This is a genomic window from Saccharothrix isguenensis (assembly GCF_052936305.1).
Map to the genome: position 1 here is coordinate 3,695,053 of NZ_CP193626.1, position 15,924 is coordinate 3,710,976.

A 15,924-nucleotide genomic window follows, 5' to 3' on the forward strand; every position below is an offset into this window, starting at 1 on the left:
CGGAGGTCAGGGGTGGTCGTCCGGTGCGGTTCACGAGATCCCGTACCGCTTGTCGAGCAGGTCGAACATCTCCTCGTCGGAGACGCCCGCGAGGTCGGCGGAGCCGTTGGAGCCGTTGGAGCCGTTGGCACCGTGGGAACTCCCGGCCGTGCGCACGGTCTCGTGCCAGGTTGCGAGCAGTGCCTGGAGCCGTTCGGTGATCTCGTCGCCGACGGCCCCGTCGAGCTGAGCCCGGTGCAGGCCCGCCTCCAGCCGGTCGATCTCGGCGAGCAGCGGCGAGACCTGCGCGGTGGCCGACTCGCTCAGCTCGTCGTGCAGGAACCGGGCCATCGCCTCCGGCGTGGGGTAGTCGAACAGCAGGGTGACCGGAAGCCGGGTGCCGGTCAGCGCGCCCAGCCGGTTGCGCAGCTCGACCGCGGTCAGCGAGTCGAACCCGACGTCGAGGAAGCCGCGGTCGGCGCTGACCGCCTGCGTCTCCCGGTGGCCGAGCACGGTGGCCGCCGCCGACAGCACGAGGTCGAGCAGCACCCGGTACCGGTCGGCCTCGCCGAGCGCCGCCAACCGGGTCCGCAGCGCGCCGGCGGAGTCCTGCTCGCCGGCGTCGGCCGCCGCGGCCCGCCGGCTCTGGCCCTGCGCCAGGTCGCGGAACAGTGCCCGCACCCCGGTCGGCTGCGACCGCAGCGCCGCGAAGTCCAGCCGGGTCGGCAGGACGACGGCCTCGCCGAGCGCGCACCCGACGTCGAACAGCTCCAGCGCCTCGGAGGTGGACAGCGGCACCACGCCCTCGCGGGCCATCCGCCGCAGCAGCGCCCCGTCGAGCTTGGCGGTCATGCCGCTGGGGTCGGACCACAGGCCCCACGCCAGCGACACCGCCGGCAGGCCGAGCGACCGCCGGTGCTGGGCCAGCGCGTCCAGCGCCGCGTTGGCCGCCGCGTAGTTGGCCTGCCCCGCGCTGCCGAACGTCCCGGAGAACGAGGAGAACAGCACGAACGCCGACAGGTCCAGCCCGCGGGTCAGCTCGTCCAGGTGCACCGCCGAGTCCACCTTGGACCGCAGCACCCGGTCGAGCCGTTCCGGGGTCATCTCCGCCAGCATCCCGTCGTCGAGCAGCCCGGTGGCGTGCACGACGGCGGTCAGCGGCCGGCCGGCCGGGACGCGTCCCAGCAGGCCCGCCACCGCGTCCCGGTCCGCGACGTCGCAGGACTCGACCACGACGTCCGCCCCGGCCGCGACCAGCTCGGCGCGCAGCTCGTCGGCGCCCTCGGCGTCGAGCCCGCTGCGGCTGGCCAGCACCAGGTGCCGCACACCGCGCTCGGCGACCAGGTGCCGGGCGAGCGAGGCGCCCAGCCTGCCGGTGCCGCCGGTGATCAGCACGGTGCCCTCGGCGTCCCACACCGGTCCGCTGTCGGCGGCCTGCGCGGACGCCACCCGTGCCAACCGGGCCTGGAACGCGCTGCCGGCCCGGAAGGCCAGCTGCGGTTCCCCGGTGGCCAGCGCCCCCGGCAGGTGGCGGAAGAAGCGGGCCTCGTCGTCGAGGTCGAGCAGCGCGAACCGCTCGGGGTGCTCGGCCTGCGCGGACCGCACCAGGCCCCACACCGACGCGAGCGCGGCGTCCGGTGCGCTGTCCCCGTCCCGCACCGACACGGCGCCCCTGGTCGTGAACACCAGCAGCGACCCGTCGAACCGGTCGTCGGCGAGCCATTCCCGCAGCAGCGCGAGCGCCCGCCCCGAGGCCGAACGGACCCGGTCGGGCAGGTCGCCCGTCCCCGGGTCGACCAGCGCCAGCACCACGTCCGGCACGTCCGCACCGTCGTCGACGGCCTCGACGAGCGACCGCAGGTCGAGGAACTCGGAGGGCTTGACCCCCGCGGCCCCCACCCCGGCGCCGAGGTCGCCGGTGTCGGTGCCGAGCACCGCCCAGGACCCGGACCCGGCGCCGGCGATGTCGACCGGCTGCCACCGCACCTGGAACAGCGAATCCCGCTGCCCGACCCGGGCCCGGCCGAGCGCGTCCGCCGAGAGCGGGCGCAGGAACAGCGAGTCCACCGTGGCCACCGGCTGCCCGTGCCCGTCGGCGACGGCCAGCTCGATGCTGTCCGGTCCGGTCGGGCGGACCCGCACCCGCAGCCTGGTCGCGCCCGTGCGGTGCAGCCGCGCCCCGGTCCAGGAGAACGGCAGCAGGCCCTTGTCCGCCTCGCGCAGCCCGCTGAACGGGAACGCGTGCAGCGCGGCGTCCATCAGCGCCGGGTGCACCCCGAACAGGCTGGCGTCGGACTGGAAGTCCGCCGGCAGGACCACCTCGGCGAAGGTCTCCTCACCGCGCCGCCACAGCGACCGCAGGCCCTGGAAAGCGGGCCCGTACGCGAACCCGTTGCGCGCGAAGAACTCGTACACGTCGCCGACGTCCACCGGCTCCGCGCCCGTGGGCGGCCACACGCCCAGGTCCGGCGCGGGCGAGGTGGCACCCGTCGACAGCACGCCGTCGGCGTGCCTGGTCCACTCCCGGTCGGCCGGTCCACCGTCGAGCCGGGAGTTCACCGTGACCCGCCGCCGGTCGGACGCGTCGGGCGCGCCCACCCACACCTGGACGGACACGGAACCCTTCTCCGGCAGCAGGAGCGGCGCCTCGATGGTCAGCTCCTCCACCACCTGGTGGTCGGTGTGACCACCGGCGTGCAGCGCCAGCTCCAGGTAGGCCGTGCCGGGCAGGAGCACCGTGCCGTTCACGGCGTGGTCGGCCAGCCACGGGTGGGTGGCCGGGGACAGCCTGCCGGTGAGCAGCAGGCCGTCGGCGTCGACCAGGTCGACCACCGCGCCGAGCAGCGGGTGGTCCGCCGTGCGCAGGCCCGCCGACGCCACGTCCGCGCCCTCGGTCCGGTTCTCCAGCCAGTACCGCTCCCGCTGGAAGGCGTAGGTCGGCAGGTCGGCCGGACGGGTGGAGTGGCCGAACATCCCCGCCCAGTCCACCTCGACCCCGGCGGCGAACAGCTCACCCGCCGACGTGAGCAGCCGGTCGAGACCGCCCTCGTCGCGGCGCAGGCTCCCCACCACGGTCAGGTCGGCGTCCTCACCGGTCTGCTCGACGCCCATGGTCAGCACCGGGTGCGGGCTGACCTCCAGGAAAGCGGTGTGGCCCTGCTCGACCAGCGCCGACGTGGCCTCCGCGAAGCGCACGGTCTCGCGCAGGTTCCGGTACCAGTAGTCGGCGTCCACGGCGGTGGTGTCCAGCCAGGACGCGGTGACCGTGGAGAAGAACGGCACCCGGGACCCGACCGGTGTGATGCCCTCGGCCGCGGCCAGCACGTGCTCGCGGATGCCCTCGACGGCGGGGGAGTGCGACGCGTAGTCGACCGCGATCCGCTGCACGCGGACCCCGTCCCCGGAGAGCCGCTCCGCCCACGCGTCCAGGACGTCCCCGTCGCCCGCGACGACCACCGAGCCCGTGCTGTTCCGGGCGGCCACGGACAGGTCGACGCCGTCGCGCCGCATCCACTCCGCGACCTGCTCGGCGGACGCGACGACGGACATCATCCCGCCCGGTCCGGCCAGGTGCTCCGCGATCGCCTGCGACCGACGCGCGACGACCTGCGCGCCGTCGGCGAGCGACAGCGCACCGGCCACGACGGCGGCGGCGATCTCACCCTGCGAGTGGCCCACGACGGCGTCGGGCTCCACACCCCAGGAGCGCCACACGGCGGCCAACGACACCATCACCGCGAACAGTGCGGGCTGCACCACGTCCACCCGGCTCAGCGCGGCCGGATCGGACGACGTCACGACGTCGCGCAACGACCAGGACACCCACTGCCCCAACGCCTGCTCGCACTCGGCGAACCGCTCGGCGAAGGCGGGCGAGGTCTCCAGCAGCTCGCGGGCCATGCCGGTCCACTGCGAACCCTGGCCCGGGAACACCCACACCACCCGCGGCTGCCCGGCGCTGCCGGGAACCGAAGCGGTGGTGAGCCCGTCGAGCCCGTCCAGCAGCCCCTCACGGGTGCTGCCGACGACCACCGCGCGGTGGTCGTGCACCGCCCGGGTAGCGACCAGCGCCGCGCCCACGTCCGCGGGTCCGGCGTCCGGCCTGCGCTCCAGGAAGTCCCGCAGCCGCGCCGCCTGCTCGCGCAACGCGGACTCGCTGCGCGCCGACAGCACCCACGGCACCACCGGCGACGCGCTCGACGCGGGCGGTGCGGACGGCTCGTCCGGTGCCTGCTCCAGGATCACGTGGGCGTTCGTCCCGCTCACGCCGAACGACGACACCCCGGCGCGGCGAGGCCGCCCCGTCTCCGGCCACGCCACCGTGTCCGTCAGCAGCGACACCGCGCCCGAGGACCAGTCGACGTGCGAGCTGGGCTCGTCCACGTGCAGCGTCGCGGGCAGCACCCCGTGCCGCATCGCCATCACCATCTTGATCAGGCCCGCCACGCCGGACGCGCCCTGGGCGTGGCCGATGTTCGACTTCACCGACCCCAGCCACAGCGGGTCGCCGCCGTCGGCGCGGTCCTGGCCGTAGGTGGCGAGCAGCGCCCCAGCCTCGATCGGGTCGCCCAGCTTGGTGCCGGTGCCGTGCGCCTCGACCGCGTCCACCTCGCTCGGCGCCAGCCGGGCGTCGGCCAGCGCGGCCCGGATGACCCGCTGCTGCGACGGCCCGTTCGGCGCGGAGATGCCGTTGGACGCGCCGTCCTGGTTGATCGCCGAGCCGCGCACCACGCCGAGCACCCGGTGCCCGTTGCGCTTCGCGTCCGACAGCCGCTCCAGCAGCAGCACGCCGACGCCCTCGGACCAGCCCGTGCCGTCCGCGGCCTCGGCGAACGGCTTGCACCGCGCGTCGGGCGCCAGCACGCCCTGGCGGCTGAACTGGCTGAACGCGTTCATGGTCGACATCACGACCACACCGCCGGCCACCGCCATGGAGCACTCCCCGCTGCGCAGCGACTGCACCGCGAGGTGGGTGGCCACCAGCGACGACGAGCACGCCGTGTCCACCGTGACCGCAGGACCCTCCAAGCCGAACACGTAGGACACCCGGCCGGAGATCACGCTCGCCGCGCGGCTGGTCAACAGGTAGATCTCCAGGTCCTCGGGCACCGCGTAGGACGAGTAGTCCTGCCCGTTGGAGCCGATGAACACCCCGGTCCGGCTGCCGTGCAGGGTGGCCGGGTCGATGCCCGCCCGTTCGAACACCTCCCACGAGGTCTCCAGCAGCACCCGCTGCTGCGGGTCCATCGCCAGGGCCTCGCGCGGGGAGATCCCGAAGAACGCGGCGTCGAACTCGTCGAAGTCGTGCACGAACCCGCCCTCGCGGACGTAGGTCCGGCCCGAGGCGCCCGTGTCGGCGGCGAACAGGCTGTCGGGGTCCCAGCCGCGGTTGGTCGGGAACGGCGACATCGCGTCGCCCCCGTTCGACACCAGCTCCCAGTAGTCCTCGGGCGACCGGACGCCGCCGGGGAAGCGGCACGCCATCGCCACGATCGCGATCGGCTCGTCGTCGGTGACGGACGCGACCGCCACGGCGGGCTGACCGGTGTCGGCCTTGCCGAGCAGCTCCTCGCGGAGGAACCCGGCCAGGACGGTCGGCGTCGGGTAGTCGAACACCGCCGTGGTGGCGAGCTTGAGCCCGGTGGCGCGGTTGAGCCGGTTGCGCAGCTCCACCGCGGTCAGCGAGTCGAACCCGACGTCGCGGAACGCCCGGGTGGCGGCGATCCCGCCCGCCGAGTCGTGCCCGAGCACGGCGGCAGCCTCGGTTCGGACCACGTCGACCAGGGCGCGCAGCTGCTCGCCCTCGGCCAGGCCCAGCAACCGCTGGACCAGTGCCGCGTCACCGCTCCCGGCGTCCGCCGCCGCGGCCCGCCGGGTGGGCACCCGGACGAGGCCGTGCAGCATCGGCGGGACGAGACCGGCCTGGGCCTGGACCCGCAGACCGGGCAGGTCCAGCCGCACCGCCGCGACCACGGCGGGTTCGTCGCGCACCGCCGCGTCGAACAGCGCCAGCCCGTCCTCCGAGCTGAGCGCGCCGACCCCGGCCCGGGAGATGCGCTGGATGTCGACGGCGTCGAGCGCGCCGGTCATGCCGCTGCGCTCGGCCCACAGGCCCCACGCCAGCGAGTGCGCGGGGCGCCCCTGGGCGCGCCGGAACTCGGCGAGCGCGTTGAGGAAGGTGTTCGCCGCCGCGTAGCTGCCCTGGCCGGGGTTGCCCAAGGTGCCGGAGTAGGACGAGAACACCACGAACGCCGTCAGGTCCGCGTCGGCGGTGAGCCGGTGCAGGTTCCAGGCCGCGTCGACCTTCGGGTGCAGCACCGGGTCGACCCGCTCCGGGGTCAGCGACTCGATCACGCCGTCGTCGACCACGCCCGCCGTGTGCACGACCGCAGTGAGCGGGTGCTCGGCCGGGACCGCCGCCAGCAGCGCGGCCAGGGCGTCCCGGTCGGCCGCGTCGCAGGCCACCACGGACACCTCGGCGCCCAGGGCCGTGAGTTCGGCTCGCAGTTCCGCCGCGCCTGGGGCCGACGGGCCGCTGCGGCTGGTGAGCAGCAGGTGCCGGACGCCGTGCTCGGTGACCAGGTGCCGGGCGAGCAGCGAGCCGAGGCCGCCGGTCGCGCCGGTGACCAGGACGGTGCCGCCCGGCGTGAAGACCGGCGCCTCCGTCTCGACGACCCGAGGGTCGCGGCGCACCAGGCGCGGCACGTGGAGCCCGCCGTCGCGGACGGCGACCTGGGGTTCACCGCACGCGGCGGCATCGGCCACCGCGGCGCCCGACCCGCCGTCCACGTCGACCAGCACGAACCGGCCGGGGTTCTCCGACTGCGCGGACCGCAGCAGACCCCACACCGGCGCGACGACCAGACCGCCGGCGTCGGTCGGGTCGACCGCGCCACGCGTGACCACGACCAGTCGCGAGTCGGCGAACCGCTCGTCGGCCAGCCACCGCTGGACCAGGTCCAGCGCCTCGTGCACGACGGTGTGGGCGACGCCCGGGACCTCGTCCGGGGAGTCCACGCGCCGCAGGAAGGCCGCCACGACCACGTCGGGCACGTCGGGCACGTCGGGGGCGTCGGCGAGGTCGGCCCAGGTCTCGACCACACCACCGGCCGTCCGGAGCGAGGACGCCACGTCGAGGTCGTCGGCGCCCAGTACCGCCCACTTCGCCGGCAGCGCGGTGGTGGTCTTGGGCAGGGCGGGCCAGGTCAGCGTGAACAGCGAACCCCGCCGGCCGGGGCTCGCGGTGTCGCCCGCCTCGGCCGCCCGCAGGGTGACGCCGTCGATCGAGGCGACCGGCTGACCGGTGCCGTCCGCGGCGGCCACCGCCACGTCCGACCCGGTCACCACCAAGCGCACCCGCAGCTCCGTGCTCGCCGCCGCGTGGAGCGCAAAACCCTTCCACACCACCGGGACCACGCGCTCGCCGGTGTCGAGGACGGCGGCGTGCAGCGCGGTGTCGAGCAGCGCCGGGTGCAGACCGTAGGCCTCGGCCTCACCGCGCAGGTCCTCCGGTAGCGCCACCTCGGCGAAGACCTCGCCGTCGCGCCGCCAGACGGCGGTCAGGCCCAGGAACGCGGGCCCGTGCTGCACGTCGTGGTCGGCGAACCGGCGGCGGACCTCCTCGACGTCGACCGCCTGCGCGCCCGCCGGCGGCCACTCGGTGAAGTCGAACGAGGGAGGTGGCAGCACCGCCGTCACCACGCCGGTCGCGTGCCGGGTCCACGGTTGCTCGGAACCCGCGTCCCTGGCGTAGATGTGCACCAGGCGCCGCCCGGACCCGTCGGTCGACTCGGCCACCACCTGCACCTGCACGGCGCCGTGCTCCGGCAGCACCAGCGGCGACTCGACGGTCAACTGCTCGACGTACTGGTGGTCGGTCCGCATCGCCAGTTCGACGAACGCGCTGCCGGGCACCACGACCGTGCCCGCCACGGCGTTGTCCGCCAGCCACGGGTGGGTGGCCGCTGACAGCCTGCCGGTGAACAGCACGCCATCGCCATCGGCGAGCCCGACCGTGGCGCCGAGCAACGGGTGGTCGATCGACCCCATGCCCGCCGACGTGACGTCGGCGACCGAGGTACCCGGCTCCAACCAGTAGCGCTGCCGCTGGAAGGGGTAGGTGGGCAGGTCGAGCGTTGTGGTGGATGGGGTGAACAGGTTTGTCCAGTTGACGGGTACGCCTGCGGTGAAGAGGTGTCCGGCTGAGGTGAGGAGTCTGTGGAGTCCGCCTTCGTCGCGTCGGAGGCTGCCGGTGATGGTGAGGTCGGTGTTGCTGGTTTCGGCGGTTTGTTCGATGGCCATGGTGAGCACCGGGTGCGGGCTGATCTCGACGAACGTGGTGTGGCCCTGGTCGATCAGCGCCTCGGTGGCCTCGGCGAAGCGGACGGTCTGGCGCAGGTTCCGGTACCAGTAGTCGGCGTTCATGTCGGTGGTGTCGGCCCAGGTGTTCGACACGGTGGAGTAGAACGGGATCGCCGAGTGCCGCGGCGTGATGCCGTGGGCGGCGGCGAGGACGTGGTCGCGGATGCTTTCGACGGCGGGGGAGTGGGAGGCGTAGTCGACGGCGATGCGGCGGACTCGGATGTCCTGTGTGGACAGTTGTTCGCCCCAGGAGTCGAGCGCCGCGCCGTCGCCGGAGACGATGACGGTGGCGGGTCCGTTGATGGCGGCGATGGAGAGTTCGACGTTGTCCCGTGCGATCCACTCCGAGACGTGGGTGGGTGAGGCGGCGACGGACATCATGCCGCCGGGTCCGGCCAGGTGCTGTGCGATGGCTTGGGATCGTCGGGCGACGACCTGTGCGCCATCGGCGAGGGACAGTGCTCCGGCGACGACGGCGGCGGCGATCTCGCCTTGGGAGTGGCCCACGACGGCGGCCGGTTCCACGCCGAGCGACCGCCAGACGGCGGCCAGCGACACCATCACCGCGAACAGCACGGGCTGGATGACGTCGACCTTGTCCCAGACCTCGGGGTTGCCGGTGGTGACCACTTCGCGCAGTGACCACGAGACCCACGGCTCCAAGGCCAGCTCGCACTCGGTGAACCGCTCGGCGAAGACAGGGGAGGTCTCCAGCAGCTCCCGGGCCATGCCGATCCACTGCGAGCCCTGACCCGGGAACACCCACACCACCCGTGGCGCCCCGCCCGCGACACCGCCGGTCAACTCGGACAGCCCGGCCAGCAACTCGTCCCGGCTCCCGCCGACGACAACGGCCCGGTGGTCCAGCACGGCGCGGCGCGTCACCAGGGCGGCACCGATGTCGGCCACCCCGACCTCGGGCGACTGCTCCACGAACGCCCGCAGCCGCTCGGCCTGCTCCGCCAACGCCGCCTCGCTGCGGGCGGACAGCACCCACGGCACCACTCCGGTGTGCTCCGACACCGGAGTGTCCTCTTCGGGCGGTGCCTGTTCGACGATCACGTGCGCGTTGGTCCCGCTGACGCCGAACGACGACACCGCCGCCCGGCGCGGACGCCCCGTGTCAGGCCAGTCCCGGGTGTCGGTCAGCAGCTCGACCGCGCCCTCGGTCCAGTCCACGTGTGGTGTCGGTTCGTCGACGTGGAGCGTGCGGGGCAGCACCCCGTGGCGCATCGCCATGATCATCTTGATCACACCGGCGACGCCCGCGGCGGCCTGCGTGTGGCCGATGTTGGACTTGACCGAGCCGAGCCACAACGGCTCGTCGCGGTCCTGGCCGTAGGTGGCCAAGAGCGCCTGAGCTTCGATCGGGTCGCCGAGCCTGGTGCCGGTGCCGTGCGCTTCGACGGCGTCCACGTCCTGCGTCCGCAACCGCGCGTTGGCCAGCGCCGACCGGATCACCCGCTGCTGCGACGGCCCGTTCGGGGCCGAGAGGCCGTTGGAGGCGCCGTCCTGGTTCACCGCCGAGCCGCGGATCACCCCCAGCACCCGGTGCCCGTTGCGCCGCGCGTCCGACAGCCGCTCCAGCAGCACCACGCCGACGCCCTCGCTGAACCCGGCGCCATCGGCGGCACCCGCGAACGACTTGCACCGGCCGTCCGGGGACAGCCCGCGCTGCCGCGAGAAGTCCACGAACAGCCCCGGCGTCGCCATCACGGTCACACCACCGGCCAGCGCCAGCGAGCACTCACCCGAGCGCAGCGCCTGCGCGGCCAGGTGCATGCCGACCAGCGACGACGAGCACGCCGTGTCCACGGTGACCGCCGGCCCCTCCAGCCCGAACACGTAGGACACGCGGCCGGACAGGACGCTGGCCGAGTTCCCCATGCCGACGAAGCTCTCGACCTCCTCCGGCACCGACCCCGGCTGGGCGGCGTAGTCGCGGTACATCACCCCCGCGAACACGCCGGTCTGGCTGCCGCGCAACGAGGTCGGGTCGATGCCGGCCCGCTCGAACGCCTCCCAGGACACTTCCAGCATCAGCCGCTGCTGCGGGTCCATGGCCAGCGCCTCGCGCGGGGAGATGCCGAAGAACGCCGGGTCGAAGTCGGCGGCGTCGTGCAGGAAGCCGCCGTGCCGGGTGTAGGAGGTGCCACGGCCCGTCAACTCCGGGTCGTAGAGCGCATCGGTGTCCCAGCCGCGGTCGGCGGGGAAGTCCGAGATCGCGTCGCCCCCGTCCGTGACGATCCGCCACAGGTCCTCCGGGGAGCGCACGCCGCCCGGGTAGCGGCAGCTCATCGCGACGATCGCGATCGGCTCGTCCGCCGGGGCGGTCCGCGCCACCGGGACCTGGGCCACCGCCCGCGACGGGTCCAGCAGCTCCTCCCGCAGCAGCCTGGCCAGCGCCAGGGCGTCCGGGTAGTCGAACACCAAGGTCGGGGGCAACCGCAGCCCGGTCGCGGCGTTGAGCCGGTTGCGCAGCTCGACGGCGGTCAGCGAGTCGAAACCGAGGTCCTTGAACGAACGCCGCTCCTCCACCGCCTCGGTCGAACCGTGCCCGAGGACGGTGGCGACCTGGGCCCGGATCAGCCCTAGCAGCGCGCGGTCCTGCTCCTCCGGCGACAGCCCGGCCAGTCGGGAGACCAGCGCCGAGACCTCCTGCCCGCGTGCCGCGGACCGGGCGGTGGGCCGCACCAGCGCCCGGAACAGCGAGGGCACCGTTCCCTGCCCGAGGGTGGCGCGCAGGGCGGCCAGGTCCAGCCCGATGGGCAGGACGACCGCACCCCCGGACGCGGCGGTGTCGAACAGGGCCAGCGCGTCCGCGGACGCCAGCGGGGTGATGCCGCTGCGGGCCATGCGCCGCAGGTCGGCTTCGTCGAGGTGGGCGGTCATGCCGCTGCGCTCGGCCCAGAAGCCCCAGGCCATCGACACGGCGGGCAGGCCTTGACCGCGCCGCCGCTGGGCCAGGGCGTCCAGGATCGCGTTGGCCGCGGCGTAGTTGCCCTGGCCCGACCCGCCCAGCGTCGCCGAGGCGGAGGAGAACAGCACGAACGCCGAGAGCCCGAGGTCGCGGGTGAGGTCGTGCAGTGCGAGCGCGGCGGCGGCCTTGGGCCGGAACACCCGCTCCACCTGCTCCGCCGTCAGCGACTCGACCACACCGTCGTCCAGCACGCCCGCCGAGTGCACGACCGCGGTCAGCGGGTGCTCGGCCGGGATGTCCGCGAGCACGGCGGCCAAGGCGTCGCGGTCGGCGGCGTCGCAGGCCACGGCGGTCGCCGACGCACCGAGGCCCGCCAGCTCGTCCACCAGCTCCGCCGCGCCCGACGCCGCCGGGCCGCCGCGGCTGACCAGCAGCAGGTGCCGGACGCCGTGCCCGGTGACCAGGTGCCGGGCGATGGCCCCGCCGACCGTGCCGGTCCCGCCGGTGACGAGGACCGTGCCCTCGGGGTCGACGGTGAAGTCCGGTCCCGCCGGAGCGGTGGTCCGGACCAGCCGGGGCGCGAGGACGTGGCCGTCGCGCACCGCCACCTGGTCCTCGGCGGACAGGGTGGCGACGTCGGCCAGGTCGCCCCGGCCGTCCCAGTCGAGCAGGGTGAACCGGCCGGGGTGCTCCGACTGCGCGGACCGGAGCAGGCCCCACAGCGACGCCTGCACCAGGTCCACCCGGTCCTCGGGCGCGGCCACCACGGCGTCCCGCGTCACGAGGACCAGCCGGGAGTCGGCGAACCGCTCGTCGGCCAGCCACTCCTGGACCAGGCCGAGCACCCGCGTCACGGCGGCGGTCGCGTCGTCGCCGGCCGGTGCGGCGACCAGGACCACGGACGGCACGGCGTCCACCGACGCGAGGTCGGGGTGGTGGGTCGCGCCGAGCGCGGTCTCACCCACGGACGCCCAGTCCGAAGCCGGGGCGGAAATCTCCAGGCCGGGAACCCACTCCACCGCGAACAGCCCGCCCCGGGCCGGTCCCGCGGTGCGGATCTCCTTGTCGTCCACCGGTCTGACCGCGAGCGCCCCGACCGAGACCACCGGCTGCCCGGATCCGTCGGCCGCGCTGATCGCGACGGACTCGCCGAGCACGAGCCGCACCCGCAGGTCGGTCGCGCCGGACGCGTGCAGGCTGACCCGGCCCCACGAGAACGGCAGGCTCCTCGGCGCGTCCGCGTCGAGCATGCCGAGCGCGGCGGCGTGCAGCGCGGCGTCGAACAGCGCCGGGTGCAGGCCGTAGGACGCGGCGTCGGCGCGCTGGTCCTCCGGCAGCCGGACGTCGGCGAACACCTCGTCGCCGCGCCGCCACACCGCGCGCACGCCCTGGAACGCCGGGCCGTAGGCGAAACCGATCTCCGCGAACCGCTCGTACAGCCGGTCGGTGTCGACCGGGTCGGCGTCGGCGGGCGGCCACTGGGTGAGGTCGAACGGAGCGACCGGCGTCTCGGGGGCGAGCGCCCCGGCGGCGTGCCGGGTCCACGGCGCGTCGAGCGCGGCGTCCTCGGGCTGCGAGAACACCCCGACCGAGCGGCGTCCGCCGTGGTCGGGCGCGCCCACGGCGAGCTGCACCACGACCGCGCCCCGCTCGGGCAGCACCAGCGGCGCCTCCAGGGTCAGGTCCTCGACCTGGTGGAAGCCGATGTGGTGGTTGGTCTGGAGGGCGAGTTCGAGGAAGGCGGTGCCGGGCAGGATGACCGTGCCGTTCACGGCGTGGTCGGCCAGCCACGGGTGCGTGGTCAGCGAGAGCCTGCCGGTGAAGAGGACACCGTCGCCGTCTGCGAGGCCGACCGTGGCGCCGAGCAGGGGGTGGTTGGCAGCGGCCAGGCCCGCGGACGACACGTCGCCGGTCTCGGCGGGCAGGTCCAGCCAGTAGTGCTGCCGCTGGAACGGGTAGGTCGGGAGGTCGAGCGCCCGCGTCGGCGTGGTGAACACGGTCGTCCAGTCGACCCGCACACCGGACGCGAACAGCTCGGCGGCGGACGTGAGCAGCCTTGGCACGCCGCCGTCGTCGCGCCGGAGGCTGCCCACGACGGTCAGCTCCGCCCCGGTCGTCCCACCGGTCTCCTCGATGCCCATGGTGAGCACCGGGTGCGGGCTGATCTCGACGAACGTGGTGTGGCCCTGGGCGATCAGCGCCTCGGTGGCCTCGGCGAAGCGGACGGTCTGGCGCAGGTTCCGGTACCAGTAGTCGGCGTCCATGCCGGTCGTGTCGCACCAGGAGTTCGACACGGTGGAGTAGAACGCGATCGCCGAGTGCCGCGGCCTGATGCCCTCGGCGGCGGCGAGGACGTGCTCGCGGATGCCTTCGACGGCGGGGGAGTGCGAGGCGTAGTCCACCGCGATCCGGCGCACGCGGACGTCGTCGGCGGTCAGCCGCTCCGCCCAGGCGTCCAGCACGGCGCCGTCCCCGGCGACCGCCACGCTGCCCGGACCGTTGACCGCGGCCACGGACACCGCGACCCCGTCCCGCGCGATCCACTCCACGACCTGGGCGGGGGAGGCGGCGACGGACATCATGCCGCCGGGTCCGGCCAGGTGCTGTGCGATGGCCTGGGATCGTCGGGCGACGACCTGTGCGCCATCGGCCAACGACAGCGCCCCGGCGACGACGGCGGCGGCGATCTCACCCTGCGAGTGGCCCACGACGGCGGCGGGTTCCACGCCGAGGGAGCGCCATGCTGCGGCGAGGGAGACCATGACCGAGAACAGCACGGGCTGGATGACGTCGACCTTGTCCCAGACCTCGGGGTCGCCGGTGGTGACCACTTCGCGCAGTGACCACGACACCCATGGCTCCAAGGCCAGCTCGCACTCGGTGAACCGCTCGGCGAAGACAGGGGAGGTCTCCAGCAGCTCCCGGGCCATGCCGATCCACTGCGAGCCCTGACCCGGGAACACCCACACCACCCGCGACGGGGACGCGGTGCCCGTGATCGCGGCCGTGCCCTCGGTCAACGCGCCCTCGGCCACCGCGCCGAGCCCGTCGAGCAGGTCTTCCCGGGTGTCGCCGAGCACCACGGCCCGGTGGTCGAGCACGGCGCGGGACCGCACCAGCGAGGCGCCCACCTCCGCCGCCGACACCTCGGGCGACTGCTCCACGAACGCCCGCAGCCGCTCGGCCTGCTCCGCCAACGCCGCCTCGCTGCGGGCGGACAGCACCCACGGCACCACTCCGGTGTGCTCCGACACCGGAGTGTCCTCTTCGGGCGGTGCCTGTTCGACGATCACGTGCGCGTTGGTCCCGCTGACGCCGAACGACGACACCGCCGCCCGGCGCGGACGCCCCGTGTCAGGCCAGTCCCGCCTGCCGGTCAGCAGCTCGACCGCGCCCTCGGTCCAGTCCACGTGGGGAGTGGGCTCGTCCACGTGCAGGGTCTTGGGCAGGACGCCGTGGCGCATCGCCATGACCATCTTGATCACACCGGCGACGCCCGCGGCGGCCTGCGTGTGGCCGATGTTCGACTTGATCGACCCAAGCCACAGCGGATCGCCCTCGGACCGGTCCCGCCCGTAGGTGGCCAGCAGCGCCTGAGCCTCGATCGGGTCACCGAGCCTGGTGCCGGTGCCGTGGGCCTCGATGGCGTCCACGTCCTGCGCCTTGAGACGCGCGTTGGCCAGGGCGGCGCGGATCACCCGCTGCTGCGACGGCCCGTTCGGGGCGGTCAACCCGCTGCTCGCGCCGTCCTGGTTCACCGCGGAACCGCGCACCAGGCCCAGCACCCGGTGCCCGTTGCGCCGGGCGTCGGACAGCTTCTCCAGCAGCAGCACACCGACGCCCTCGGACCAGCCGGTGCCGTCAGCCGCTCCGGCGAAGGACTTGCAGCGCCCGTCCGCCGCCAGACCCCGCTGGCGGGAGAACTCGACGAACAGGCCCGGCGTCGCCATCACGGTCACACCACCGGCCAGCGCCAGCGAGCACTCACCGGCGCGCAGCGCCTGCGCGGCCAGGTGCAGCCCCACCAAGGAGGACGAGCAGGCGGTGTCGACGGTGACGGCCGGACCCTCCAGCCCGAACACGTAGGAGATCCGGCCCGAGGCGATGCTCGCGGCCGACCCGTTGACGATGCTGCCCTCGAACGTCTCCGGCACCTTGTGGAACCGCGAGCCGTAGTCGTTGTACATCACGCCGATGAACACACCGGTCTTGCTGCCGCGCAGCGACGACGGGTCGACCCCGGCCCGTTCGAACACCTCCCAGGACACCTCCAGCAGCAGCCGCTGCTGCGGGTCCATCGCCAGCGCCTCACGCGGCGAGATCCCGAAGAACGCCGGGTCGAACTCCGCGGCCTGGTGCAGGAACCCGCCCTCACGGGTGTAGGAGGTGCCGTATCGCTCCGGGTCGGGGTCGTAGAGCCCGTCGAGGTCCCAGCCGCGGTTCACCGGGAAGCCGGTCACCTCGTCCCGCTCGTCCGCCACGACGTCCCACAGGTCCTCGGGGCTGCGCACCCCGCCCGGGTAGCGGCAGCCCATCGCGACGATCGCGATCGGCTCCTGCTCGGCCTCCTCGATCCTGCGGATCTTGTCGTGGGCCGCGTCCAGGTCGGCGGTGACGCGCTTGAGGAAGTACCGAAGCTTCTCTTCGTTCGACATCCGAAAGTT

General features: G+C 74.2%; 1 protein-coding gene. It reads right to left on the minus strand.

The window, feature by feature from the left end; genetic code table 11:
- Positions 1–30: 30 nt before the first annotated feature.
- Positions 31–15,915: an SDR family NAD(P)-dependent oxidoreductase gene (locus ACRAKI_RS16960; protein WP_447008062.1), complete on the minus strand. Its 15,885-nt coding sequence runs from the start codon at positions 15,913–15,915 to the stop codon at positions 31–33.
- Positions 15,916–15,924 lie beyond the last annotated feature (9 nt).